We start from the raw sequence: 24,499 nt of genomic DNA, 5'->3' as shown, positions 1-24,499 counted from the left end.
CAAAGCAATTGCCTTGACCCGGGCCAGCCCCTAGCCTTTACCGACTGCTTGTTCTGGGAGGGTCAGGCCATGACGACGCACATCCACAAACGCACCTGCAACATCTGCGAGGCCATGTGCGGCCTGATCATCACCCATGACGCGGACACGGTGCTGTCGATCAAGGGCGACCCCGACGATCCGCTGTCCGAAGGGTTTTTGTGCCCCAAGGCCGTCGCCCTGCAGGATTTCCGCACCGATCCCGACCGCATCACCCGGCCCCGGCTGAAAGAGAACGGTCAATGGCGCGATATTGGCTGGGATGAGGCGTTCGACATCGCCGCCACCCGCCTGCGCGCCGTTCAGGCGGCGCATGGGGCGGATGCGGTGGGGGTGTATCTGGGCAATCCCAACGCGCATAAATTCGGCAACCTGATGACCATCCCGCCGCTGGTGCGCGCCTTGGGGACGCAGAACCGCTATTCCTCGGCCACGGCGGATCAGATCCCGCATCACGTCGCCTCGATCCACATGATGGGTCATCCGATGCTGATCCCGATCCCTGACATCGACCGCACCGATATGATCGTGATCATCGGGGCCAATCCTGTGATCTCGAACGGCTCGCTGATGACCGCACCGGGCTATGGCAAGCGGCTGGACGGGTTGCGGATGCGCGGCGGGCGCGCCGTGGTCATCGACCCGCGCCGGACCGAGACGGCCGAGCGCGCGGGCGAGCATCATTTCATCCGGCCCGAGACCGACGCCTTCCTGATGATCGCCCTGATCCGTGAGATTCTGGCGACCGGGGCCGAGGATCTGGGTCATCTGGCGCCGATCATCGAGGGGCTGGAGGCGCTGCGCGTCGCGGTCGAACCGTTTACGGCCGAGATGGCCGCCGAGCGCACCGGCATCCCCGCACCGGTCATCCGCGATCTGGCGCGCGACTTTGCTGCCGCCAAGCGCGCGGTCTGCTATGCGCGGATGGGGGCCTCGACGCAGAGTTTCGGCAGCCTGTGTCAGTGGGCATCCAATGTGCTCAACCTGATCACCGGGAATTTCGACACCATCGGCGGCGCAATGTTCACCACGCCCGCTGTCGATTACGTCGCGATGACCAGCCGCAAGGGCCGCACGCGCAGCTACCCTGAGAAACGCTCGCGGGTATCCGGCCTGCCGCTTTATAACGGCGAGTACCCGGTGTCGGTCATGGCCGAAGAGATGGAAACCCCCGGCACGGGCCAGATCCGCGCGCTGGTGGCGATCGCCGGCAACCCGGTGCTGACCGCGCCCAATGGTCGACGGATCGGCAAGGCGCTGGAAACGCTCGACTTCATGGTCGCCATCGACATCCATCTGAACGCCACAACCGAACATGCCGACCTGATCCTGCCCGGCACTGTGGCGCTGGAAGAGCCGGTCTATGACATGGTGTTCCACAGCTTTGCCGTGCGCAACACAGCGGGCTACGCGCACGGGATTTTCCCGCCGCCGCACGGCAACCCGACGGAATCCGAGATCCTCCGCCGCATGACCGCCGCCCTGAACGGGGCCAATGAGCTGGGCCCGGACCCCGAGGCGCTGTTGCGGCATTTCCTTGCCACAGGCCCGCATGGTGGGACGGTCAGTGTGGAAACCCTGCTGGAAACGCCCGGCTGTGTGGACCTTGGGCCGCTGACCCCGAACGTCGCCGAGCGGCTGGAGACGCCGGACGAGCGCCTGCATCTGGCCCCGCAGGCGTTCCTTGATGACCTGCCGCGCCTGCTGGCCTTCGCCCCCGGAACGGATGCCGCCCATCCCTTTGTGATGATCGGCCGCCGCCAGACCCGCAGCCACAACAGCTGGACGCAGAACAGCCCGCGGCTGGTCAAGGGCCGCAACCGCTGTACGGTGCAGATCCACCCGGACGATGCCTTGAAGCTGGGTATCGCCGATGAGGCGGCGGTGGTGGTGTCGTCGCGCACCGGCCAGCTGACCCTGAACGCCGAGATTACCGATGCGATGGCCCCCGGCGTGGTCTCGATCCCGCAGGGATGGGGGCAATCGGGCACGGGGCTGAGCGTGGCGGGGGGCTTGGGCACGGTGTCGATCAACGACCTGACCGACGATGCCCGTGTTGATCCGATCAGCGGCAACGCGGCCTTTAACGGCGTCCCCGTCGCCCTGCGCGCGGCGGGGTGATCACGCAGCAGGCGCGGTGACGCGGGCCAGCCGCGCGCCCACCACCTCGGCCAGCGTCTCACCCACCAGCCGCGCGGCGCGGGGCAGCATGCGGCGGGCATCGACGACAACGCTGATCGACTGCGGTTTCAGCGCGGCATCGGACAGGCGGATAAAGCTCAGCGTGCCCGCCTCGATCTCGGCCAGGGTGTCCAGCTGCGACGAGATCGCCATCAGCCGCCCCTGCCGGACCACCTGCTTGAGCAGTTGCAGCGAGTTGGTCACCAGCGCCGGTTCAACCGGGTCAAACAGCCAGCCATAGCGTCGGTCCAGATACTCGCGCGACGGCAGCACCCGGCTTTGCGCCGCGATGGGATACTGGGCGGCGTCCTTGAGCGCGATGCTGGTCTGCCCCCACAGCGGATGCCCTGCCCCGACCACGCAGCCAAAGGGTAAGGGCGCTGACCACAGCACATGCCGGGTGCGGTCGTTGGGCAGATTGAACGCAATGGCCAGATCAATCGTGCCGTTGTCCAGCTCTTGCGCGGCTTGCTTGGGGGTCATGATGTCGATGGCCAGATGGATGCGCGGGTGATCCTGCGCCATCTTGTCGATCAACACTGGCAGGATCGAGTTGGCCAGACTGTCCATGGCCGCCAGCCGTACCGTGCCATGCTGCAAACCGCGCATCTCGCGCAGTTCGGCTTCCAGACGGTCCTCATCCGCCCGCCAGCGTCGCGCCATCAGGATGACGCTTTCGCCCGCCGTGGTCAGACGCATGCCGCGCGGGTGACGCTCGAACAGCGGGGCGCCACAGGCTTCCTCAAGGGCGATGATCTGCCGGTCGATGGCCGAGGCGGCGATGCCCAGTGCGCGTGACGCTGCCTGAACCGAGCCCATGCGCGCCACGGTTTCGAGGTAGTGCAGCGCGCGGGGCAACAGGTGCAGGGGCATTGTGCGTTCTCTTTTTGCGTATGCAGCGTGACCTCTATTGAAATAGAGGGCAATGGTTTTCTTGGCTAGGGTTTGCTCAACCAAGGACCAGACCCGATGAGCGACACCTCCGGCCCCCGCCTGTCTATCGACGCCCTGAACCGGGCGGACACCGCGCAAGCGCTTGAAATGCTTGCCCCGGTGATCGAGAGGTCGCCCTGGCTGGCCGCGCGGATCGTGGCCCAGCGGCCCTTTGCCGACCGGGCGGCACTGGGTGCGGCGCTCAGAGCAGCCATCCTCGGGTTGAGCGAACCCGACGCTCTGCGCTTGCTGCGTGCGCATCCTGAGCTGGCGCCGAGCGCGCCTGACGAGATGACCGACGCCTCACAGCGCGAACAGGGGCGTTTGAGCCTCGCACGCCCCTCGGCCGACCTTGCGATCCGGCTGGCAGACCTGAACCGCCGCTACAATGCGCGCTTCGGCTTTCCGTTCATCATTGCGCTGCACGCGCTTTCGGACATGGACGCCGTAATTGCCCAGTTCGAGGGCAGACTGAAAAACACCCCCCAGGAAGAACGCGCCCGCGCGCTGGGTGAAGTTGTGTCGGTGGTGCTCGCGCGCTTGGCTCGACTCTCAGAGGCCGGGCCTGCCGCCCATGTTGCGGTGACACCATGACCCGGCTCGCGACCCCCGACGAGAGAGGCTTGGCGATGAAAGACTTCCTGCTGCGTTTGCGCCGGTCTGACGACACCGCGCGCCCGCCACATGCGTGGCTGGGTGCCTTGGGCGGCATCGCGCTGCTGGCGCTGAGCCTGATCTTCGTGATCGGCGGCATCCGGCTGGGTGTCGGCTCGCCGCGCCGTCTGGGCACCGGGGCGTTCCCGGTGCTGACGGGTTTTGCACTGGGGGCGCTGGCGGTGGCGGTGATCGCCATGGATCTGCGCGACACCTCGGATGCCGAGCGGCCCGACTGGATCTCGTTCGCGGCCATCGGCGCGGCGCTGGCGGTGTTTGCCGTGACGGTCGAGCATATCGGCCTTGTGCCCAGCGTGTTGCTGACCGTGTTTACCGCCTCGCTCCCCGATCCCAGCCTCCGCCTGACCGGCAAGCTCGTGCTGGGGCTGGTCGTCGCATTGGGGTGCTGGGGGTTGTTCATCGGCATCCTCGACCTGCCCTTCCGCGCGTTCAAGGGGTTCTGAGCCATGGATATTCTCACCGGCTTTGGCCACGGGTTGATGGTGGCAATGCAGCCCGAAAACCTGCTCTACTGCTTTATCGGCGTGTTTCTGGGCACCTTCATCGGGGTGCTGCCGGGTATCGGCTCGATGGCGGCGATCTCGATGATTCTGCCGCTGACCTTTTATCTTGAGCCGACGTCGGCCCTGGTGATGATCGCCGGGGTTTACTATGGTGCCGAATACGGCGGCTCGATTGCCTCAATCCTGATGAACATTCCGGGTACGCCGTCCTCGTCCATCACCTGCATCGACGGTTACCCGATGGCGCGCGAAGGCCGCGCCGGGATTGCGCTGTTCACCAGCGCGATTGCGTCCTTCGGCGGCGGGATGATCGGCATGGTGGTGATGGCGGTGCTGTCGCCGGGGCTGGCCGCGCTGGCGCTCAACTTTGGCCCGACCGAGTATTTCGCGGTGATCCTGCTGGGGCTGGTGGCCGCTTCGGCGGTGGCCAACGGCAGCCCGGTCAAGGGCATCGCCATGGTCGTCGCAGGGCTGATGCTGGGCACCATCGGCGTCGATATCACCACCGGGGCCGAGCGTTTCACCATGGGCGTGCCTGAACTGCGCGACGGGGTCAGTCTGGTCATCGTGGCGATGGGGCTGTTTGGCGTGGGTGAGCTGATCGTGTCGATCCGCGCCAATGCCAGCGGAGGGCATCAGACCGACATCGACTACAAGAAATTTTATCCCAGCCGGGCCGAATGGAAGGCGATCTTCGGCCCGATCCTGCGCGGCGGGGCGATTGGCAGCTTTTTCGGCGCGCTGCCGGGCACAGGACAGACCGTCGCCTCGGCGGTGGCTTATGCCGTGGAAAAGAAGGTCTCGCGCAACCGCGCCCTGTTCGGCAAAGGTGCTATCGAGGGCGTCGCGGTGCCTGAATCCGCCAACAACTCGGCCACGCAGACCGCCTTCATCCCCACCCTGACACTGGGCGTGCCGGGCAGTGCCAGCATGGCGCTGGTGATCGGCGCGCTGATGATCCACGGCATCGTGCCGGGGCCGCGCCTGCTGGTGGACCACGCCGATCTGTTCTGGGGACTGGTCGCCAGCTTCCTGATCGGCAACCTGCTGCTGCTGGTGCTCAACATCCCGCTGATCGGGCTGTGGGTGCGGCTGCTACAGATCCCCTACCGCTATATGTATCCCACGATCATCGTGTTGATCTGCATGGGGATCTATTCGCTCAACAACAATGTCTTTGACATCTGGCTGACGCTGGTTTTCGGCTATGCGGGTTACCTGATGCGGCTGTTCCGGTTTGAGCCCGCGCCGCTGCTGATCGGCTTCGTGCTGGGCCCGATGATGGAGGAACAGCTGCGCCGCGCCATGCTGCTGTCGCGCGGCGATGCGACGGTGTTCCTGACCCGCCCGATCAGCGGAACCCTGATCGTCGTTACCCTCCTTTTGCTGGTTTACAGCATCGTCTCAGCCCTGCGCGCCAAAGCGCGCAGCCGTGCGGCGTTGCGCGTGTCGTGATGATCCCCCTTCCCCTCTCATAAAGGCTGCCACCGATGACATCCCGCCTCCTCACTGCCCTCACGCTCAGCGCTTCGTTGCTGGCCTCGACCGCCGCGCTGGCCGATGCCGGCGCCTGGAGCGACGCGCCCGTGCGTATCGTCGTCACCTTCCCGCCGGGCGGCACCAGCGACCTGATCGCGCGCATTCTGGCGCAGTATCTGGAAAGCGAATACGGCCAGCGCGCCGTGGTCGACAACCGCCCCGGCGCGGGCGGCACGGTGGCCGCGGATTATGTCGCGCAGCAGGCCCCCGATGGCACGACGCTGATCCTGGGCAACAACGCGCCCTTCACCATCGCGCCGACGCAGTTCGAAAGCCTGCCTTATGACCCGCTGACCAGCTTCACGCATATCGCCTATCTGGGTGCTTCAACCCCGGCGCTGTTCGTGCAGCCGTCCATGGGCATCACCACGCTGGACCAGTTCATCGAACGCGCCAATGCCGAGGGCATCACCTATGGCTCGTCCGGTGTCGGCTCGATCACGCATATTCTGGGTCAGGCAGTCGATCAGGCGTTGGGGATCGAGACGATCCACGTCCCCTATCAGGGCAGTGCGCCGGCCATTCAGGATTTCCGCGCCGGGGTGCTGGAAAGCTACTATGACATGCTCGCCCAGAACCGCGACCTGATCACCGAGGGCGAGACGCTGCCCATCGCGCTGGCCTCGCCGACGCGCTCGCCGCTGTTTCCCCAGATCCCGACGTTCCGAGAGCTGGGCTATGACGTTGTCGTCGAAAACTGGACCGGTCTGAGCGGCCCGGCGGGCATGGACCCGGCGATGGTGGCGACGATCCACGACACCATCGAGGACATCATGGGGATGCAGCCGGTCATCGACCAGCTGGCGCAATGGGGGATCAGCCACACCGTGATGACCTCGGACGAGTTCACCGGGTTCGTCGGCACCACCATCGACGTCTGGCGCCCGCTCATCGAGGCCGCCAACGTTAACGGCAACTGAACATGCCGACGGATCGGCGCGCACAGGGGGGCTGCTCCCTGTGCGGTTCTTGCTCAACACGTTCTATTCCGGTCCGCAGGCGTGGTTCTTTCTGGCGGCGGACAACGGCTATTTCGCGGATGAGGGGCTCGAGGTCAGCTTTACCGAGGGCTCCTCGCTCGCCCGCGCGGTGGGGGGCATCGTTACCGGCGGGTTCGACGCGGGATACGGCGATCTCAATGAGCTGGTGCGCCTGCAGGCGGCGGAGCAGGAAACCCCCGTCGCCGTGATGGCGATCCACAACCGCCCGCCCTATTCCATCGCCGTGGATGCAGCGGGTCCGATCAAGACGCCTGCCGATCTGGCGGGCGCACGGCTGATCGCGCACCCTCAGGACGCCGCGTGGTTGCTGTTTCCTGAGTTTTGCCGCGCCACCGGGCTGGACCCCGACAGCGTGACGATCACAATATCCGAGGCTCCGCACACCCAGATGGTGCCGCAGATGCTGGCCGGGCAGTGGGACGGCATCTTTGGCTTTGTGAACACCCTGAACGCGCAGGGGATCGAAGCCGGGGTCGACGTGGCCACAGCCCTGCATCACCTGACATGGATCGACCACGCGCCTGCGTTTTACGGCGGTGCGTTGATGGTCAGCCGGGCGTTTCGCACCGACCATCCGCAGGCGGTCGCGGGCCTGTGCCGCGCGGTCAGCCGAGGGCTTGCCAATACCGTCGCCGACATCGACGGTGCCATCGATGCGGTGGCCCGGCGCAATCCGGCGCTTGACCGGGCCGCGAACCGCGCGCGGCTGACCGGCACGCTGGCGCTGGAAATGGGCGATGCGGCGGCGCAAGCGGGCTTGGGCGATGTGGACGACGCGCGCCTGCGCGAGATCGCAAGATTGATTGCTGCGGCAAAGGATTATCCAAGACAGCCGGAACCAACTGCGGTATTCGACCGTTTCTTTTTGCCCCCGATGGCAAACCGCGCCCGGATGTCGGGCTAGGAGAGACCCTTGAAGATCACCGCTTTTTTCGTTGGAACGCTGCATGACAACGGCTTCAACAGCCGCGCTTTGGCAGGGGCCGAGCGTACGCGTGCCCTACCCGGTGCCCAGATCGAGATCGTCAGCGGCGTTCCCTTCGATCTGGCGGATATGCTTGAGGCCTTGAACTTTGCCGCCGCCCATTCGGACGGCGTGGTGTTCATCGGCGGTCAGGGCAACCAGATCACGCCGCAGATCGCCAGCCTGTACCCCGACCGTCGCTTTGCGATTGTGCAGGGCGAGGTCACGGCAGCCAATCTGGCCAGCTATGACGTGCTGCAGGAACAGTCGGCGTTTCTGGCCGGGTGTCTGGCAGCGCGGATGACCAAGACTGGCACCGTCGCGCACCTGTCGGGCCACCGGGTCACGCCGGGCCTGAAGGGACGCGCGGCGTTTGTTGCAGGCGTCAGGCACCTGGCCCCGCAGATGCCCGTGCTGACCGGGTTCTGCGGCACGCAGGATGACAGCACAGTGACCGAAAATTGGGCGCTCGCGCAGGCAGCGGCGGGGACGGATGTGCTGTTCACGATGCTCAACGCCGCGCGCGACGGCGCGGTTGCGGCCTGCCGCGCATCGGGCATCCGGCAGATCGGCAACGCGACCGACTGGTGCGCGGTGGACCCGGCGGTGTTTGTCGGCTCGGCGGTCGCGCAGATTGATCTGGGCGTCGAGCGAGCGATTGCCGACATGCTGGCCGGGCGCACACCAGGCGCAGTGGTCCCTCTGGGTCTGGCGCAAGGGGCTGTCTCGCTGACCCTCGCCCCCGATGTTCCCGCCGCGGTGGCCGAGGAGATGGCGCAGATCGCCACCCGGATCGCCGAGGGCACCCTCCCGGTGCCGACCCGCTACACCGGCCCCGAGTTCACGCTTTAACCAACACTAAAGCGACACCACGACATACTCATCCCGCACCGCCACATCGAAAACGTCGATGGTATAGGGGCCCTCGGCCAGCGTTTCGCCGGGCTTCACCTGCACGTCGAAGGTGCGCACCTTCAGCCGCGTCGGGTCGCAATAGGACTTGCCGGTCTTCAGATCGAACTCCCACCCGTGCCACGGGCAGCGCACCAGCTCGCCCTCGCGTTCCAGCCGGTAGTTCCCCGGCCCGTCGGCGCGCACAACACCGGTGACGCGGCCAAGACACAGCGAGGCGCCTTCATGCGGGCAGCGGTCGCCGATGGCGGACAGCGTGCCATCGACGTTGAAGATGGCAATCGCGCGCCCATTGATCGAGACGCGTTTTGAGGCACCGGCCGGGATCTCATCCAGCCGGCAGACGACGTGGTCCGTCATGCAGTCACTCCTAAAGGGTCAGTCAGGTCAGGCCGAAAACGCTGACCGCGTTGTCATGCATCAGCTTCGCGCGGTCCTCAGGGGGCAGCGGGACGCGGAAGGCGAAATCGGGGTGATCGAAATCCCAATGCGGGTAATCGGTTGAGAAAAGCAGCCGGTCCACGCCCACCCAGTCGATCAGATCGCTGAGCTGGCTGGAGCGCGTCGGTTCCTCGACCGGCTGGGTGGTCAGCCAGATGTGGTCGCGGACATACTCGGCCGGGCGGCGTTTGAGATCGGGCACCTCGCCGCGATAGCGGTCGAACTCGCGCTCCATCCGCCAGACGGTTGGCGGCAGCCACGCAAAGCCACCCTCGACCAGAACCACCTTCAGCTTGGGGAACGCATCGAACACACCCGAGAAAATCAGGCTGACCAGTGTGTGCTGCGCGGCATGCGAAAAGGCGAAGTGTTCCTCGATATAGAACGAGGTCCAGCCTGCCCCGGTATTCGCCCGCGCCCCGAAGGCCGCTGAATGCAGGCTGATCGGCAGGCCCAGCGCCTCCGCCGCCTCATAGATCGGCCAATAGCGGCGATGGCCCGCAGGCTCGGCGGTGCGCGGCGTGACCGAGATCTGCACGAAACGCTTGTCCTTGGCACGCGCTTCGATCTCACGCAGGGCGGCGGGCGCGTCTTCCTGCATTACCGCGATCGAGCCCTTGAGGCGCGGATCGCGGTCCATCCAGCGCTCGACCTGCCAGTCGTTGGTGCCCGCGCACAGCGCCTCGCCCAGCGCATGGTTAAGGACGCCGTGCCCGCCGCTGAGCGGTTGCAGGATGCCGTGGGTGATGTTGAGCGGATCGAGCAGCTGCTCTTGCAGAAACTCCAGATCCGAGGCCGGGGGGCCACCCACGGGCGGATAACTGTCTTGCCGCATGCCATGCGCCAGCCGTGGATAGGGCAAAGCGCCGATCAGCGGCGAGGGCGAATGCAGGCCGAAATCGGCGACATGGCGCTGCCAGCGCAGCGGCAGATAGGACGCCATTTCATCAGGCGAGCGATAGGCCGGGTGAATGTCGCAATCCACCACCGGCTGTTTGGTGCGCGCCGCAGGGGTCGCGCCGGTCAGATCCTTGGTCAGTGTGTCAGACATCGCGCAGCTCCAGTCTGGGATAGGTGGCAAGGGCATGGGCACCGCGCACCGCATCGTGCAGCGCGTCGGGCAGGCCGTGGGGCATCCCGTCGCCATTGTGGCGGTGCGGGAAGTCACTGGACCACAGCAGCATCGACGGATCGGGCAGCTGGTCGAGCACCTTGGCGGCAGACATGCTGTCGAGCGGGCCGTCGAAGGGCTGCGTGGTCAGGCGGAAATGGCGGGCGATGATGTCATAGGGCGGCTCTTCCAGCCACGGCACCTCGATCCGCGCGCCCTTCCAGTCCTTGGACATGCGCCACATGAGGCCCGGCAGCCACGAAATCCCGCTTTCCATCAGCACCACACGCAGGTCAGGGATGGTCTGGAACACCCCCTCGGCCACCAGACTGGCGACCTGACTGGCGTAGGTCTGCGGATGCAGCGAGACCTCTTCGACGCGGGTGGCCACAAAGCCCGATTGCGTCGGTGCGTGGCGGTTGGTGCCGCCGGGATGCAGGCCCAGCGCAAAGCCATGCGCGGCGGCGGCCTTGTAGATCGGCCAGTATTCGCGCCGCCCCAGTGGCTTCTCGCCGCCCAGCACCGCAAGGATCTGCACAAAGCGCTTGTCTTGTGCCAGTCGCTCGATCTCGGCCACCGCCGCCTCGGGGTTCTGGAACGGCACCAGCGCCGAGGCGCGCAGACGCGGATCGCGGTCCAGCCAGTCGGCGGCAAGCCAGCGGTTCGTCGCTTCGCACAGCGCGGTGGACAGATAGGGATCATACGCCGCCTGCGCGCCCGACAGCACGTTCAGGATCGCGGCATCCAGCGCCAGCGGGTCCAGATGCGCGCGCGCCAGCCCGGCGGCATCGGCCACATCGGCGGGGTCTTGGGGCCGGAACGGCAGGGTCGAGACCGGATACGTCATCAGCTCTTGCCGGTCGATGTTGCGATAGTCGAACATCTGCGCCCAGTAGCGCGGCGCATGCGGCGCCAGATCGGCCATGCGCGGCAGGCGCGGATGCACGTCGCAGTCGATGCGCCAGAGCCGGGATTTTGCCGGGGGCGGCATCAGGGTGTCGGTTGTCATCAGGGTTTCCCTTCAGCTCAGGAAGAACGGCGGCAGGAAGGGGACGTGCAGCATGCGGTGATACACCACATACAGGAACGTCCCCACGGCGGCGGCGTAGATCAGCGCGGTGAGCAGCGTGAACCGCCCCCAGGCCAGCAGGTAGAGCGCGGTGAAGCCGACCATCGCGGCGGCAAGGCCCACGACCGGGGCCAGCGCCACGGCCAGCGCGAACATGGCAAAGACGGCCAGTTCCCTGGCATGACGGTGCCAGAAGCCGCGCAACGTGTCGCTCCCGTCCACCGGCACATAGCGGTTCAGCGCCCGGATATCGGCGACAACGATGCACAGCGCGGTCAGCGCCCCGACCGAGGCAATCGCCATCGGGAACACGCGGCTCAGAAAGCTCCACTCGGTCGCTTGCAGATAGGCCCAGACGAACAGCGCAACACTGCCGATGGCCAGCCCCAGCGACAGGGTCAGGCTGCCCTTGCTGCGCTCGCTCAGTTCGATCTGGAAATCGTTGCGGCGCTTGGCGATGGTGCGGGCGGCGGCGAAGAACACACCGACCAGAAGCAGGCCAAGGATGATGATCGTCGGCCGCGTCAGCACCTCGCCCCACGTATAGGCCTGCGCGGTGATCGCCAGCGAATTCTCCATCACCGGTCCCAGCACAAAGCCCAGGATCAGCGGCGGGCGCGGCCAGCCGGCAGCGCGCAGCGCAAAGCCCGCGAAACCGATGCACAGCAAGGCGATCAATGTGCGGACGTCAGGCTGGCCGATGAACGAGCCCATGACCAGAAACACGAACACCGCAGGCACCACCAGATTGCCGCTGATGAACGCCGCGCGCGAGACCTGCCTGGACCACAGCATCAGCGCCACCGCGCCAACGATATTGGCCAGAATCACGCTCCACACCATGCTGAAGGTCAGCGTGAGGTTCTCGTGCAGCATGGCCGGGCCGGGGACCAGCCCGTGAATGGTCATTGCCCCCAGCATGATCGCCATCGCGCCGCTGCCGGGAATGCCGAAGGATAGCGTCGGGATCAGCGAACCACCCAGCGTGGCGTTATTCGCCGCCTCGGGCGCGATCACGCCGCGCACATCGCCCTTGCCGAACTGGCTGCGGTCGTCCCTGGCGCTCTGGACGGCGTGGCCATAGGCCAGCCAGTCCACCACCGACGCGCCAAGTCCCGGCAACATGCCGATATAGGTGCCCATGATCGAACAGCGCAGCGCCAGCCAGCGATGGGCGAAGGCGGCGCGCACCCCGGCCATCAGGCTGTCGCCCTCGGATTGCGCAAAATTGCGCGTGGCAAGGGATTTGCCGGATGTCGCCAGCTGCATCATCTCGGGGATGCCGAAAAGGCCGATCACCACGGGCACCAGTGGCAACCCGTCGATCAGGAACATCGAATTGAACCAGTAGCGCGGCTCGGAACTGGCCACCGGATAGCCGATCTGCGAGATCAGGAGGCCCAGCGCCCCGGCGCAGATGCCCTTGCCGATGGCGTTGCCACTGACGCCGCCGACCATCACCAGACCGATCAGCGACAGCACGAAGAACTCGGGCGCGCCGAAGGTCAGCACCAGCCATGTCATGATCGGCAAGCTCAGCGCCAGCGCCAGCCCGCCAATCACCCCGCCAATCGCCGACACGGTGAAGGCCGCGCCAAAGGCGGTCAGCACCCTGCCCTGCTTGGCCATCTGGTGCCCGTCGATCACCGTCGCCTGCGAGGCAATGGTGCCCGGAATGCCCAGCATCACCGAACTGATCGTGTCCGAGGTGGTCGACACCGCCAGCGCCCCCAGAAGCAGCGCAAAGGCCGCCGCCGGTTCCATGCCGAAGGTGAACGGCAGCACCAGAATCATCGCGGTGACACCGCCCAGACCGGGGATCGCGCCGAACCACAGGCCCAGCAGCACCCCGCCCATCAGATACAAAAAGGTCGTGCCCTGCAGCACAAGGCCGAGGCCCGCGAAGAATTGTTCCATGACGTCCCTCGACACCAAGGCAGGACCGGGCGCGCACCAGCGCCCGGTCCGCGCCGGGTCAGTGCTCCATCGCTGCGATGTAGTCGCGCATCAGCTGGCGCATGTCTTCGGGCGTGGCCGCGATCTCATCGACGATGGCCTGCACGTCCTCATAATAGGAGATCTGCGGCACCTGCCCCAGAACGCGCTCGGCTTCGGCCAGGAAGGTCGCATCCTGCGTCGCTGCGGCAAAGCTTTCGCGCAGCATTTGCAGATGCTCGTCCGGCGTCCCCGGAGGGGCGACGACCAGCCAGTTGATCGGATCGGTCACCCGGCCGTGGTACTGGATCATGTCCCAGATCGGGCCCGAGGGGGCCTCGCCACGCACACGGGTGTACCAGACATCGAAGGGCTCGACCCCGTCGATCAGCGGATCGACGGCCAGCCCGGTGCCGTCTTCATTGGGGCCGGTGAAGTAGAAGACCGGCACATCGGTGCCCTCGGCGATCGGGCCGGGAACCAGCGTGCGGTTAAAGTAAACGCCGGTGACCGGGAACCCATCGATCTCGCCGCGCTGGCGGGCGGCTTCCAGCGGCGTGTCGCCCGCAAAACCCGAAACGAACGTGTAATCCACCCCCAGCATGTCCATCACCCCCGCCGTGCGGATCGACGCCGCCGAGCGCGCCGAGAACCCGCCGAAGGTGAAATGCTCCAGCGACGGCAGATCGTCGCCGGTGGTCAGGCCGGTCTCGGGATTGACCGAAGCGTGCAGGATAAAGGTCGCGCCGCCAGCCCCGCCGATCAGACCGAAGTCCTGAAACGGGATCTGCCGATCCTCGGGGTCCAGAATGCGGGTTGAGCCCTGCCACGCCAGCCAGCCCAGCGTGCGCCCGTCGGGCCGCGCGTTCATCACCTGCAGGATGCCGCGCGACAGCGCGCCGCCCTCGACCGATTGCACGATGATCGTGGGTTCCCCGGCCATCGTCTGCGTCCAGGCATCCGCGACCAGCTGCGCGGTCAGCCCCGTTGAGCCGCCGGGCGAGGCGTTGTGCACGATGGTTACGGTGCGCCCCTCAAGGTCAATCACCTGCGCCAGTGCCGGGTTGCCAGCACTCAGCGCAAGCGCAGCGGCAGCGCCCAAAAGCGCAGTCTGTGTGGTCTTCAAAAACATGATAGTCCCTCCCTGATTGTCTTTCTTGTGGTCGTATCGCGCACCCCAATCCGCGCCCCTCCCGGTGCGGAACAGGATGATAAGTCTTTGTTTAATTTAACTATTGCCCTCGATCATCGCGGCTGTTCTGATGGCGGAAACCCCTGTTTGACCAAGGAGATTCCATGCCCCGCCCTTCCGTTTCCCTGCCTCTGCACGGCGGCTGCGCCTGTGGCGCGGTGCGCTACACGCTGACCAGCGCACCGCTGGCGCTGTTCGCCTGCCATTGCAGCCTGTGCCAGCGCCAGTCGGGCAGCGCCTTTGGCCTGTCGATGCGCGTGACCCGCGCCGACCTGCATCTTGAGGGCCCAACGCAAACCCGTCTGCGCGACACCGACCGTGGCACGAAATCCGAGATGGTCTGCTGCCCCGACTGCGGCGGGCGCATCTTCAACGCGCGGCCCGGCACGGCGCTGTGCCATCTGCGCGGCGGCACGCTGGACGACACCAGCTGGCTGCGCCCCTCGGCGCATATCTGGACCAGCAGCGCGCAGCCCTGGGTCAGTTTCGGCGCCGAGACGCTGATCCATGACGGGCAACCCGACGACCTGCAGCCGATCGTCAGCCTGTGGCAAGAGCGCTTCGCACCGGTCTTTGACTGACCCGTCCCCCTGCCCGCCTGCGCTGATCGACGTCTGGATCGTCACGCCATCCTCCCGTGTTCCCGGAGAGGATGGTCGCGCCGTGTATACAAAAAGACAAACGCGAAGAATGGGATAATATATGAGCAAGATGCATCAATCGCCCATCAGGGCTGTTGATGGTCACGGGTGAACCGTGGAATTCTCGCGCTCGGCCAAGCCCTTGAGATGGGTCTCGATGCTCTCCATCAGCACCTGCGAGGCTTTGGACAGCGGCATATCGGGCCGGGTCATGAAACAGACCTGCCGGGTCACTTCCGGCCCGGTCACCGACAGCTTGCGCAGCTCGCGATATCCCGGCTGGTACTGCTCGAACGCCGGTAACAAGGTCACGCCCAGCCCCTGTTTGACGAAGCTCACGGCGGTCGAGATCGTCTCGACCTCATAGTCCCAATACGGCTGGTGCGCCGACATCCGCAGCGCCTGATTGATCACCGTATTCCCGATCAGGCGGTGCTCTTTCAGCGCATCCCAACTGACCGACTTGCACCCGGCCAGCGGGTGATCGACCCGGCAGACGGCGACGAAACGCTCGGTGACGATGGGTTTGAACTCCAGTTCGTAATGCGTGCCCATGCGCACGGCCAAGCCAAATTCCACTTCGCCGCCATTGACTTGCGCGGCGATGACGCGGGCATAGCCGTCGTGAACCCGCACCCGGACCTGCGGCATCTGCGCGGCATAGGCGGTCAGCACCTCGGCCAGAACCGACGTCGCCAGCGACGGGATACAGCCCAGCGTCACCTCCTGCCGGCGCAGCTCTCCCAGTTGCTTGAGTTCGCTCATCGCCTTCTCCAGATCGACGATGGCGCGGCGCGCGCGCGGTAGCAGCGCCAGTCCCTCATGGGTCAGCGCCAGCTTGCGCGTGGTGCGCACGAACAGCGACAGGCCCAGATCGGCCTCGATTTTGGCGATGCGGTGGCTGAGCGCCGTCTGCGACAAGTTCAACGCTTTGGCAGCAGCCTGAAACGAGCCGTGATCGGCAATGGCGATGAACGCCTGCAACCCCAGAACGTCAACGCGCATGGGTGTCTCCTCCTGACTCAAAGGGGTAAACGCTTTGCCCCCTGCCGTGCAAGCATCAGCACAACCTGTGGCGGTCGGAATGTCGACATTGGCCAGTCTGGCGCGCTGCCCGACGCACTGCCCGACGCGCTGATTGGCCGCGTGCTGCGCTCTCACTGCGCTCTTGCCAGCCCGCCATGCGTGGGAAAGGATCATGCAACCCCGAAAGGCGCGCTCATGAGTTTTCTCTGCACCCTCCCGCTCGCTGCCACGCTCTTTACCCTGTGTGCCCCGCCCTCACCCTTTGCAACCGGCTATGTCGAAGGGATCTATACGCTGGTCGCCCCGGTTCAGGTGGCGCAGGTTGCACAGGTGCTGGTGGTGCGCGGCGACCGGGTCGCGGCGGGCGCGTTGCTGGTGCAGATGGAGACCCGCGACGCCGAGATCGCGCTGGCGCTGGCCGAGGCCAATCTGGCAGGCGCAGAGGCGACGCAAAGCAACCTTGCCCAAGGCGCGCGGCCCGAGGAGTTGAACGTGATCGAGGCCAACCTCGTCTCGGCTCAGGCCCAGCGCGACGAGGCGCTGCGCCGCAGCGGGCGCTACACCAGTCTGGCGGAACGCGGCGTCGCGACGGATGCGCAGCTTGAGGATGCCCAGACCAGCGTTGAGGTGGCCGAGGCGGCCGTGGCGCAGATCGAGGCGCAACTGGCTGTCGCCCGCCTGCCCGCCAGGCCGCAGGCCATCGCGCAAGCGGATGCCAGTGTGCGCGCGGCACAAGCCGCACGCGATCAGGCGCGGTGGGCCTTGGAGCAACGGCAACTCACCCTGCCGCAGCCGGTCACCGTGGTCGACGTGATCCGCCAGCCCGGCGAGATCGCCGGGCCGTCAGCCCCCGTCTTGTCGGTGCTGGGTGACGGCGCGGTCAAGCTGCGGCTGTATGTGCCAGAAGAATCCTTTGCGCGCCTTGCAGTCGGGGACTTGTTGGACGTTCATTGCGACGGCTGCGCAGCGGATACGCAGGCGCGCATCACCTATATTTCGGACGGACCCGAATTTACCCCGCCGGTGATCTACTCGCTGCAGAACCGTCAGACGCTGGTCTATCTGGTCGAGGCAGCCCCCACCGAAGGCAGCAGCCTCAGCCCCGGTCAGATCGTCGATGTTGCGCTGCCGGGTGCGTCGGAATGAGCGACCCTGCGATCAGCGTGACCGGCCTGACCAAGCGGTTTGGCACGCGCACGGTCGTGGACGATGTGACGCTTGCGGTGGCCAAGGGCGAGATCCTGGGGTTTCTGGGCCCCAACGGCTCGGGCAAGACCACGACGATCCGCATGATGTGCGGGTTGCTCGAGCCTGACGGCGGCAAGGGTCAGGTGCTGGGCCTCGACATCCTGCGCCAGCGCAACGCGATCAAGCGGCGCGTGGGCTACATGACGCAGAAATTCTCGTTCTACGAGGATCTGACGATCGAAGAAAACCTGCGCTTTGTGGCCGGTCTTTACGGGATGAAACCCGCGCGCGCGGTGGTGCGCGATACGCTGGCCGATCTGGGGCTGACCACGCGCAAGGGGCAGCTGGCCGGGTCACTGTCGGGCGGCTGGAAGCAACGCCTGGCCCTGGCAGCTTGCGTGATGCACAAGCCCGATCTGTTGATGCTGGACGAACCCACGGCGGGCGTGGACCCCAAGGCGCGGCGCGAGTTCTGGGACGAGATCCACCGGCTGGCGGTGGGCGGTCTGACCGTGCTGGTGTCGACCCATTACATGGACGAGGCCGAACGCTGCCACCGCATCGCCTATATCAGCTATGGCAAACTGATCGCGCAGGGTACGGTGGGCGAGGTCGTGCGTGATGCCGCGTTGACCACGATGGTGCTGACCGGGCCGCGCGTGGCCGAGGCGGCGCAACAGTTGCGCGGGGCCTTGGGGGTGGATCAGGTCGCGCCGTTCGGGAACACCCTGCACGTGGTGGGTCGCGATGGTGCCGCGCTGCGCGCGACGGTGGCCAGCGTGGCCGAGGCGACGGGGTGCCGGGCAGAGCGCGCGGAAACATCACTGGAGGATGTGTTCATCCAGTTGATGGGTCAGGCCACGGATAACATGGCATGAGGCGGCTTTTCTCCCCCACCCGCCTGCGCGCGCTGCTGGTCAAGGAGAGCATCCAGATGCGCCGTGACCGGCTGACCTTTGCGATGATGCTGGCGGTGCCGCTGGTGCAGTTGCTGCTGTTCGGCTTTGCGATCAACACCGACCCGCGCGAATTGCCCGCGGCTTTGGTGGCGCCGACGCAGGACCGGTTCACCCGCTCGATGGTCTCGGCTCTGGAGCTGACGGGGTACTACCGCTTCATCGCCCCCGACGCGACCGCGGACGCAGCCGAGCGGATGATCGCGCGCGGGGATGTGTCTTTCGTGGTGACGGTGCCGTCAGATTTCGGTCGCCGGATCGAACGCGGCGATCCCGCACAGATCCTGATCGAGGCGGACGCGACCGACCCGTCGGTGGCCTCGGGCGCGATCTCGACCCTGTCCACGGTCGCCGCCTCGGCGCTGGCGCGCGAGGCGGGGGTGAGCCCGCCGCGACCGGCTGTCGAGATCGTCGTGCATCGGCGCTATAACCCCGAAGGCATCACGCAATACAACATCGTCCCGGCGCTGCTGGGGGTGATCTTGCAGCTGACCATGGTGATGATGACCTCGATGGCGCTGACGCGCGAGACCGAGCGCGGGACGATGGAGAACCTGCTGTCGATGCCCGCGACGCCGCTGGAGATCATGCTGGGCAAGGTGCTGCCCTATCTGGTCGTCGGCGCGGTGCAGGTCGTCGTCGTGCTCATGGCCGCGCGGGTGATCTTTGGCGTGCCGCTGGTCGGCTCGCTGGCGCTGATCCTGGGCGGCGTCCTGCTGTTCGTGCTGGCGCTGGTGATTCTGGGCTATGTGATTTCTACCGTGTCGCGCACCCAGATGCAGGCGATGCAGGTGACGTTTTTCTTCTTTCTGCCGTCGCTGATGCTGTCGGGTTTCATGTTCCCCTATCGCGGCATGCCTGTCTGGGCGCAGTGGCTGGGCGAGATCTTTCCGCTGACGCATTTCCTGCGGCTGATCCGGTCGGTGATGCTGAAGGGCGCGGATGCGGCGACGGTGGCGGATCTCGCTGGCGGCGCTGACGGCGTTTGTGCTGGTCTTTGCCCTGATGGCGCTTTTGCGGTTCCGGCGGACCCTGGATTGACCGGGCAGGTCGGGGGCTGCTCGCCCCCCGAGCCCCCCTCGCCAAAGGGGACCCACGGGCCCCCTTTGGAAACCCCCGTGGATATTGAGGGACAGATGATGCGGCGCTTATTCGTCGTCGCGCCCTTCGGGCAGATCGCCGTCATGGGTTTCGGCAAGCCGGTCGACAAGACGGTACAGCACATCGAAAAACACCGCGCGCTCTTGCGCCGTGATGCCGGTGAACCAGTCGGTATGGCGCAGACGCGTCGCTTCCTGGACCGCGCGGGCGCAGCGCGTCCCCTCTGCGGTTAAGGTTAACAGGTTGGCGCGTCGGTCCGTGGCGCTGCGTTCGCGCGTCAGGAAGCCGCGGGTTTCGAGCCGTTGCACCACCCGCGTCACGGCGGATTTCTTGAGCACCAGCGATGCCGCAAGATCATTCTGGGTCACACCGGGATTGGCGTCCAGCACTGCCAGCACACCGATATCCCCCGCTTCGAGGGCGAAATCGTGGCGCAGACCTTCGCCTTGCGGGCGCAACAGATAGCGCAGGCTGCGGGTGAGAAACGGCAGATCCTCGGCCAGCCATCCGGCACGGATGACGGCGCCGGATTTGAACCGGAACGCGCGGTCTTCCCGCGGGGTGGGCTGGACGGGATCACTCATCACGCCAAACTGCCCGGCGCGCGCGGCCAAGGCAAGGGGGCGCAGGTCGACGCGCTTGACCGGCGCATGATTTGGTTCATAAAATAAACTTTACCGGCCTTCGGAGGAACCGTGAGCGCTACAGTTTTGCTATTTGGTCACGGCGTGCCCCTATCGGATCCGGTGCTCGCCGGACTGGCGGTGCGCGATATCACCCGGCTTTTTCAGGAACCCGCGCCCAGCAGCCGGATAGACCCGCTGCTTGAACCCTTTCTGGACCCCTATGTTCGGGGTTTTCTGCTGGGGATGGAAGCGCGGGCCTTTGATGGGGCCGCCGCGATTGTCGTCTGGCGACAAGGCGCCGGGGCGCTGCATGCCTATCGCTATGCCGCCGAACTGCGCCGGCAAGGCCTGCTGCCAGCGGGACCGCCCCTGCATCTTTGGAACCGCGCTGTCAGCGCAGGCGCGGCGGCGCAGGTCTTTGACGCGCGGCAGGATGCGCAGCTCTCGCAAGCGCTGGCCTGTTTGCCGCGCGAGGCTCCGATTGACCGCGCCGGACCGCTGGCCGTGCTTGAGGCAATGCAGGCCGCGGCGCAGATCACCGGCAGCGAGGCGTTCCGGCGGCGATTGCGCGCGCGGGCCTGCGGCGAGCCGGTGAGCACCGCACCGGTTCAGGCACCTGCGAGCGACCGTCCTGCGCGGACGCGCATCGCTTTGGCCGGATCCCCCTCGGCGGACGCGAGCTGCATGCCTGGCTGGACCGGCAGGGGACGCTGATTCTTGACCTGCAGGGCCCGGATGCGCCGCAAGACGACGTCGGCGCCCTGCTCAAACAGCGCAAGATCGAGGTGTTGGTCTGGCAGGTCGACCCCCATGACGATCTGCACGGCTGGCGCAAACCCGCACTGATGCGGCTCTGTGCTGACCTGGGCGTCTGGTTTGTTGATCTCGGTTTTCTGTCACCCTGGCCGCAACGCGCTGATTTGCCGAAAGGTCTGCGATGACCCCCGCGCTGGAATGCACGGCCGACGCCGCTGCCTATCAGCGCGACTGGGCCAAGGGGTTGCGCGCCCGTCTGGCGGCGGGCGAGCCCTATGCTTTCGCCAATGCCGACACGCCGATGGAGGTGTTTCATGCGCTGGGGATGCCGGTGGTGGTCAACCAATGGTGGTCCTCGGTCATCGCGGCCAAGAAGCTGAGCGCAGCGCATCTGGCCGCGTCCGAGGCCGCCGGGTTTCACGGGCGGCTGGCCAAATACTCGGCGCTGCCGCTCTTTGCAGCGATCGATGGCCGGCCCGAGATGCAACCGTGGGGTGGCCTGCCCGCTCCGGGTTTGTTGTGCGCGCGCGCCAGTGCCGATGACCATCCGCTGATCTTTGCCGAATGGGCGCGCCTGACCGGCGCGCCGCTGCGCATTCTCAGCGCGCCGGGGCATCCTGATCCGGCATCCGACTGGTGGAACGGCTTGCGTGACGGGTGGGAAAAGGGTACCGGCGGCGACCGGCTGGACCTGATGGTGGCCGAGATCGAGGATCTCACCGCTCTGGCCGAGAAGGTCGCCGGGCGGCGCATGCCGGACGGCGCACTGGCGGGGTTGATGGCGCGGATCGACAGGCAGGAACGCCTGTTCGACGAGGCCGCACAGATGATCGCCGACGCCCCGCGCTGCCCGATCCGCATTTCGGAAATGATCCCCAACGTGATGATCCCGCAATGGCACCGCGGCAGCGACTGGGCGCTGGCGCATGCCGAGCGGTTCCGCGACGCGGTGGCTGCGCGCATCGCCGACGGCGCGGCGGTGGTTGAGGACGAGCAGGTGCGCATGATGTGGATTGGCGCAGGCCTGTGGTTCGACACTGGATTCTATCAGGCGTTTGAAAACCTCGGTGCCGTGTTCGCGTGGTCGATGTACCTGCCCTTTGCGGCTGACGGCTATCTGCGCACCGATCATGGTGATCCGATGCGCGCGCTGGCCGCTCGGGCCATCGACCTGAACGAACACCTGCACCAGCCGCCCTGGGCCGGTGCCTGGCACGTCAAGGAAGCGCTGCGCGCACGGATTGATCTGGCGGTGATCATCGTGCCGGAAAGCGACCGCCCCTCGGGCTATGGCACGCGGTTCATTGCCCGGGCGCTGGAGCAGGCCGGGGTCGAAACCGTGACAATCGAGGCCGATATGGTCGATGCGCGGGCGTGGGATGGCGAGAAAGCGCGGGCGCTGGTGCGGGACGGGATCGCGCGGGGGCGAAAAGAGCGTTGACAGACTCATGATTAGTTCATTCTATGAACTACAAGGGAGGGCCACTCATGGCACAGCGTGCGTTGACCGGAATCAGGGTCGCCGACTTCAGCCATGTCGTGGCCGGTCCGCTGGCGACGCATTTTCTGGCCCTGAACGGTGCCGAGGTGGTCAAGATCGAGCCGCCGCGCGGTGATGCCCTGCGCAACTACACGCTGGACCCGGCGCAGCGCGGCATGGCCCCGGCCTTTGCCGGTATCAATATTGGCAAAAGCTCGGTCGTGCTGGATCTCAAGACCGAAGAAGGTCGCGCGCAGGCCGAAGCGATCATCGCGCAAAGCGATGTGGTGGTCGAGAATTTCCGCCCCGGCGTGATGGCCCGTCTGGGGTTGGGGCCTGCCCAGATGCGGGCGAAATACCCGCAGCTGATCTGGTGCGCGGTGTCCGGCTTTGGCCAGTCTGGGCCGATGGCCGATGTCGCGGCGATGGATCAGATCATCCAGAGCCTGTCGGGCGTCATGCAGCTCAGCGGCCTGCCCGGCGATCCCGCGCAGCGCATCGGCTTTCCGCTGGTCGATACCTTCACCGGGCTGCTTGCCGCCTTCGCCATCCAGACGGCGCTGTTGCAGCGCGAACGCGGGCTGGTGACCGGGCAAGAGATTGACGTGGCAATGCTGGATGCGGCGCTGGTCATGCTGCTGTCGGTGGTCAACCCGCTGCTGATGACCGGCGAGGAACCTCTGCGCACCGGCAACCGCGGCTTCAGCCGTGCGCCGACTTCGGATACCTTCACCTGCGCCGACGGCGAGATCACCATCGGCGCGGTCGAGGACTGGCATGTCGCCAAGCTGCTTGCCGTGCTGGGGCTGGACGATCTGCTGGACGATCCCGCCTATGCCACCCGGACCGCCCGTGCCGCCCATGCCGACGCGCTTGCCGCGACGCTGGCGGCGGCGCTGGCGACCCAGCCCGCAGCGCACTGGGAGGATGCGTTGCGGGCTGTCGGTGTTCCCGCCGCGCGGGTGCAGGATGTGGGCCAGGCCGTGGCCATGCCGCATCTCGCCCAGCGCGATCTGTTCCTGTCGCTGCCTGCGCCGACCGGCGGTACGCAGCGCGTTCTGAACGCCGGGTTCCGGTTCCGCGAGGGCGGACCGGGCACCGACCGGCCTGCCCCCGTTCTGGGGGCAGGCTGACGCCATCATCGCAATCCACTGGGAGGAGGATTCACCATGTCTAAGCTTTTCAACCTGAGCGGCGCTCTGGCCGCCGCACTGATGATCGCCTCGGGCGCGCAGGCGCTTGAGTTGCGGCTGTCGGTGGAAACCCCGCCGGGCCATGTGCGCAATCAGGCCGCCGAGCAGTGGGCGGCGGCGATTGCCGAGCTGTCGGGCGGCGACATCACCGTCGAGGTGTTCCCGGCCGGTCAGCTCTATAACTCGGCCGATGCGATCCGGGCGCTGGCTTCGGGCGCGCTGGATCTGTCGATTCAGGCCAGCCCGACGCTGAGCCGGCTTGAGCCGAACCTGAGCGTGATCACCCTGCCGATGTTCTTTGGCGCCACCCGCGATGACATCCGCGCGGTGCTGGACGGCCCGCTGGGGGCCGAGCTGTGGGGCATGGTCGCCCAGCGCGGCATCGTGGTGCCTGAGGGCGGGCATTTCGAATTCGCCCCCAACAACACCGCCTACACCACCGAACCTGCGGCCAGCTACGAAGAGCTTGCAGGCCGCACCGTCGCCACCCCGCCCAGCCCGGTCGTGGTGCAGATCATGAGCGCGATGGGCATCAACGGCGTGGCCACCCCGCGCACCGAGATCGTGCTGCAACTGACGCAGGGCCAGATTCAGGGGCTGGGCTCGGTCACCGATCTGACCATCTCGGGCGGGCGTCTGTGGGAGGCAGGCATTCGCCACGCCTTCAACGATAACGCGGGTTGGGGGGTCTATATCCCGCTGGCATCGGCCCGCACGCTGGACGCCATGACCGAAGAACAGCGCGGCGTGATCAATCAGGCCTGGGCGCAGGTCGTCGGCTGGGCGCGTGACGCCTCGGCCGAAGAGCTGGAGCATGCCCGCGCCACGAATGAGGAAAACGGCATCACCTACGCCGATCCGTCCGACGAGATGATCGGCGCGATGCGCGCGCAGATGATGGATCTTCAGCCCGGCATCGTCGAAGCCTCGGGCATGGACGCCGATTTCGTTGGTCGCGTCGCGGCAGCGTTGCACAGCCAGTGACACGACGGTCAGGCGGGCTATCCCGCCTGACCACCCTTCCCCGCGGAGTCTGA

22 protein-coding genes and 1 pseudogene are annotated in these 24,499 nt (G+C 66.4%); 15 read left to right on the top strand and 8 right to left on the bottom strand.

Annotated elements, in window-relative coordinates; genetic code table 11:
- Positions 1-69 precede the first annotated feature (69 nt).
- Positions 70-2,160, top strand: a complete 2,091-nt coding sequence (locus OKW52_RS11665) for a molybdopterin oxidoreductase family protein (RefSeq protein WP_264505855.1) — start codon at positions 70-72, stop codon at positions 2,158-2,160.
- Here the strand turns inward: OKW52_RS11665 and OKW52_RS11660 are convergent, their stop codons facing one another.
- A complete protein-coding gene (locus tag OKW52_RS11660; protein WP_264505854.1) occupies positions 2,161-3,093 on the bottom strand; it encodes a LysR family transcriptional regulator in 933 nt (310 codons plus the stop codon). It lies immediately after the preceding gene.
- Positions 3,094-3,189: 96 nt separating this feature from the next.
- On the opposite strand from OKW52_RS11660, the gene uraD reads away from it, so the two are divergent.
- The 6 genes from uraD to OKW52_RS11630 are packed head-to-tail and all read left to right on the top strand — an operon-like array spanning position 3,190 to position 8,687.
- On the top strand, positions 3,190-3,747 hold the full coding sequence (uraD, locus tag OKW52_RS11655) for a 2-oxo-4-hydroxy-4-carboxy-5-ureidoimidazoline decarboxylase (RefSeq protein WP_264505853.1): 558 nt from the start codon (positions 3,190-3,192) through the stop codon (positions 3,745-3,747).
- Positions 3,748-3,782: 35 nt separating this feature from the next.
- On the top strand, positions 3,783-4,271 hold the full coding sequence (locus OKW52_RS11650) for a tripartite tricarboxylate transporter TctB family protein (protein ID WP_264505852.1): 489 nt from the start codon (positions 3,783-3,785) through the stop codon (positions 4,269-4,271).
- A gap of 3 nt (positions 4,272-4,274) precedes the next feature.
- Entirely contained in the window at positions 4,275-5,786 is a 1,512-nt protein-coding gene (locus OKW52_RS11645) for a tripartite tricarboxylate transporter permease (protein WP_264505851.1), read from the top strand.
- A gap of 35 nt (positions 5,787-5,821) precedes the next feature.
- The gene (locus OKW52_RS11640) at positions 5,822-6,790 is read left to right on the top strand and encodes a Bug family tripartite tricarboxylate transporter substrate binding protein (protein ID WP_264505850.1); all 969 of its coding nucleotides are present in this window, start codon (positions 5,822-5,824) and stop codon (positions 6,788-6,790) included.
- Positions 6,791-6,839: 49 nt separating this feature from the next.
- A complete protein-coding gene (locus OKW52_RS11635) occupies positions 6,840-7,775 on the top strand; it encodes an ABC transporter substrate-binding protein (protein WP_264505849.1) in 936 nt (311 codons plus the stop codon).
- A gap of 9 nt (positions 7,776-7,784) precedes the next feature.
- Positions 7,785-8,687 carry a BMP family protein gene (locus tag OKW52_RS11630; protein ID WP_264505848.1) on the top strand — a complete coding sequence of 301 codons (903 nt, stop codon included), beginning with the start codon at positions 7,785-7,787 and terminating at the stop codon, positions 8,685-8,687.
- 6 nt (positions 8,688-8,693) lie between these two features.
- Here the strand turns inward: OKW52_RS11630 and OKW52_RS11625 are convergent, their stop codons facing one another.
- Genes OKW52_RS11625 through OKW52_RS11605 form a run of 5 tightly spaced genes read right to left on the bottom strand, consistent with a single transcriptional unit; the run spans position 8,694 to position 14,435 of the window.
- Positions 8,694-9,107, bottom strand: coding sequence for a Rieske (2Fe-2S) protein (locus OKW52_RS11625; RefSeq protein ID WP_264505847.1), 414 nt, complete (start codon positions 9,105-9,107; stop codon positions 8,694-8,696).
- 22 nt (positions 9,108-9,129) lie between these two features.
- Positions 9,130-10,239 (bottom strand): amidohydrolase family protein, encoded by a 1,110-nt coding sequence (locus OKW52_RS11620; protein WP_264505846.1) that lies wholly within the window; start codon positions 10,237-10,239, stop codon positions 9,130-9,132.
- Positions 10,232-11,308, bottom strand: a complete 1,077-nt coding sequence (locus OKW52_RS11615) for an amidohydrolase family protein (RefSeq protein WP_264505845.1) — start codon at positions 11,306-11,308, stop codon at positions 10,232-10,234. Before OKW52_RS11615 ends, OKW52_RS11620 begins: the two co-directional genes overlap by 8 nt.
- A gap of 12 nt (positions 11,309-11,320) precedes the next feature.
- Complete coding sequence (locus tag OKW52_RS11610; protein WP_264505844.1) at positions 11,321-13,285, bottom strand: tripartite tricarboxylate transporter permease; 1,965 nt, start codon at positions 13,283-13,285, stop codon at positions 11,321-11,323.
- A gap of 58 nt (positions 13,286-13,343) precedes the next feature.
- Entirely contained in the window at positions 13,344-14,435 is a 1,092-nt protein-coding gene (locus OKW52_RS11605) for a type 2 periplasmic-binding domain-containing protein (protein WP_264505843.1), read from the bottom strand.
- A gap of 164 nt (positions 14,436-14,599) precedes the next feature.
- Between OKW52_RS11605 and OKW52_RS11600 the strand changes: the two genes are divergently transcribed.
- Positions 14,600-15,076, top strand: a complete 477-nt coding sequence (locus tag OKW52_RS11600; RefSeq protein ID WP_264505842.1) for a GFA family protein — start codon at positions 14,600-14,602, stop codon at positions 15,074-15,076.
- A 162-nt stretch (positions 15,077-15,238) separates the two neighbouring features.
- On the opposite strand, the gene OKW52_RS11595 is transcribed toward OKW52_RS11600, so the two are convergent.
- Complete coding sequence (locus OKW52_RS11595) at positions 15,239-16,141, bottom strand: LysR family transcriptional regulator (protein WP_264505841.1); 903 nt, start codon at positions 16,139-16,141, stop codon at positions 15,239-15,241.
- Positions 16,142-16,357: 216 nt separating this feature from the next.
- Between OKW52_RS11595 and OKW52_RS11590 the strand changes: the two genes are divergently transcribed.
- From OKW52_RS11590 to OKW52_RS11580, 3 genes and pseudogenes are all read left to right on the top strand, one after another.
- A complete protein-coding gene (locus OKW52_RS11590) occupies positions 16,358-17,308 on the top strand; it encodes an HlyD family secretion protein (protein WP_264505840.1) in 951 nt (316 codons plus the stop codon).
- On the top strand, positions 17,305-18,228 hold the full coding sequence (locus tag OKW52_RS11585; RefSeq protein WP_264505839.1) for an ABC transporter ATP-binding protein: 924 nt from the start codon (positions 17,305-17,307) through the stop codon (positions 18,226-18,228). Before OKW52_RS11590 ends, OKW52_RS11585 begins: the two co-directional genes overlap by 4 nt.
- Positions 18,225-19,190 (top strand): annotated as a pseudogene (locus OKW52_RS11580) (ABC transporter permease); the annotation flags it as partial. The gene OKW52_RS11585 and the pseudogene OKW52_RS11580, both read left to right, overlap by 4 nt.
- A 264-nt stretch (positions 19,191-19,454) precedes the next feature.
- Here the strand turns inward: OKW52_RS11580 and OKW52_RS23235 are convergent.
- Positions 19,455-19,991, bottom strand: coding sequence for a MarR family winged helix-turn-helix transcriptional regulator (locus OKW52_RS23235; protein ID WP_319800466.1), 537 nt, complete (start codon positions 19,989-19,991; stop codon positions 19,455-19,457).
- Between the two features lie 111 nt (positions 19,992-20,102).
- On the opposite strand from OKW52_RS23235, the gene OKW52_RS11570 reads away from it, so the two are divergent.
- The 4 genes from OKW52_RS11570 (at position 20,103) to dctP (ending at position 24,446) form a co-directional block, all read left to right on the top strand.
- On the top strand, positions 20,103-20,747 hold the full coding sequence (locus OKW52_RS11570) for a hypothetical protein (protein ID WP_264505837.1): 645 nt from the start codon (positions 20,103-20,105) through the stop codon (positions 20,745-20,747).
- Positions 20,748-20,970: 223 nt separating this feature from the next.
- On the top strand, positions 20,971-22,230 hold the full coding sequence (locus tag OKW52_RS11565) for a 2-hydroxyacyl-CoA dehydratase family protein (protein WP_264505836.1): 1,260 nt from the start codon (positions 20,971-20,973) through the stop codon (positions 22,228-22,230).
- Between the two features lie 47 nt (positions 22,231-22,277).
- Positions 22,278-23,402, top strand: a complete 1,125-nt coding sequence (locus OKW52_RS11560) for a CaiB/BaiF CoA transferase family protein (protein WP_264505835.1) — start codon at positions 22,278-22,280, stop codon at positions 23,400-23,402.
- A gap of 36 nt (positions 23,403-23,438) precedes the next feature.
- Positions 23,439-24,446: a TRAP transporter substrate-binding protein DctP gene (dctP, locus tag OKW52_RS11555; protein WP_264505834.1), complete on the top strand. Its 1,008-nt coding sequence runs from the start codon at positions 23,439-23,441 to the stop codon at positions 24,444-24,446.
- The last annotated feature ends 53 nt before the right edge of the window (positions 24,447-24,499 follow it).

The sequence above is a fragment of the Pararhodobacter zhoushanensis genome, assembly GCF_025949695.1.
Taxonomy (GTDB): domain Bacteria; phylum Pseudomonadota; class Alphaproteobacteria; order Rhodobacterales; family Rhodobacteraceae; genus Pararhodobacter; species Pararhodobacter zhoushanensis_A.
This window is presented reverse-complemented; position numbering and strand designations above follow the sequence as displayed.

Excerpts from the sequence above, each read along its gene's own strand:
- OKW52_RS11665 (WP_264505855.1), top strand. The coding sequence starts at position 70 with ATGACGACGCACATCCACAAACGCACCTGCAACATCTGCGAGGCCATG.
- OKW52_RS11660 (WP_264505854.1), bottom strand. The coding sequence starts at position 3,093 with ATGCCCCTGCACCTGTTGCCCCGCGCGCTGCACTACCTCGAAACCGTG.
- uraD (WP_264505853.1), top strand. The coding sequence starts at position 3,190 with ATGAGCGACACCTCCGGCCCCCGCCTGTCTATCGACGCCCTGAACCGG.
- OKW52_RS11650 (WP_264505852.1), top strand. The coding sequence starts at position 3,783 with ATGAAAGACTTCCTGCTGCGTTTGCGCCGGTCTGACGACACCGCGCGC.
- OKW52_RS11645 (WP_264505851.1), top strand. The coding sequence starts at position 4,275 with ATGGATATTCTCACCGGCTTTGGCCACGGGTTGATGGTGGCAATGCAG.
- OKW52_RS11640 (WP_264505850.1), top strand. The coding sequence starts at position 5,822 with ATGACATCCCGCCTCCTCACTGCCCTCACGCTCAGCGCTTCGTTGCTG.
- OKW52_RS11625 (WP_264505847.1), bottom strand. The coding sequence starts at position 9,107 with ATGACGGACCACGTCGTCTGCCGGCTGGATGAGATCCCGGCCGGTGCC.
- OKW52_RS11620 (WP_264505846.1), bottom strand. The coding sequence starts at position 10,239 with ATGTCTGACACACTGACCAAGGATCTGACCGGCGCGACCCCTGCGGCG.
- OKW52_RS11615 (WP_264505845.1), bottom strand. The coding sequence starts at position 11,308 with ATGACAACCGACACCCTGATGCCGCCCCCGGCAAAATCCCGGCTCTGG.
- OKW52_RS11610 (WP_264505844.1), bottom strand. The coding sequence starts at position 13,285 with ATGGAACAATTCTTCGCGGGCCTCGGCCTTGTGCTGCAGGGCACGACC.
- OKW52_RS11605 (WP_264505843.1), bottom strand. The coding sequence starts at position 14,435 with ATGTTTTTGAAGACCACACAGACTGCGCTTTTGGGCGCTGCCGCTGCG.
- OKW52_RS11600 (WP_264505842.1), top strand. The coding sequence starts at position 14,600 with ATGCCCCGCCCTTCCGTTTCCCTGCCTCTGCACGGCGGCTGCGCCTGT.
- OKW52_RS11595 (WP_264505841.1), bottom strand. The coding sequence starts at position 16,141 with ATGCGCGTTGACGTTCTGGGGTTGCAGGCGTTCATCGCCATTGCCGAT.
- OKW52_RS11590 (WP_264505840.1), top strand. The coding sequence starts at position 16,358 with ATGAGTTTTCTCTGCACCCTCCCGCTCGCTGCCACGCTCTTTACCCTG.
- OKW52_RS11585 (WP_264505839.1), top strand. The coding sequence starts at position 17,305 with ATGAGCGACCCTGCGATCAGCGTGACCGGCCTGACCAAGCGGTTTGGC.
- OKW52_RS23235 (WP_319800466.1), bottom strand. The coding sequence starts at position 19,991 with ATGAGTGATCCCGTCCAGCCCACCCCGCGGGAAGACCGCGCGTTCCGG.
- OKW52_RS11565 (WP_264505836.1), top strand. The coding sequence starts at position 20,971 with ATGACCCCCGCGCTGGAATGCACGGCCGACGCCGCTGCCTATCAGCGC.
- OKW52_RS11560 (WP_264505835.1), top strand. The coding sequence starts at position 22,278 with ATGGCACAGCGTGCGTTGACCGGAATCAGGGTCGCCGACTTCAGCCAT.
- dctP (WP_264505834.1), top strand. The coding sequence starts at position 23,439 with ATGTCTAAGCTTTTCAACCTGAGCGGCGCTCTGGCCGCCGCACTGATG.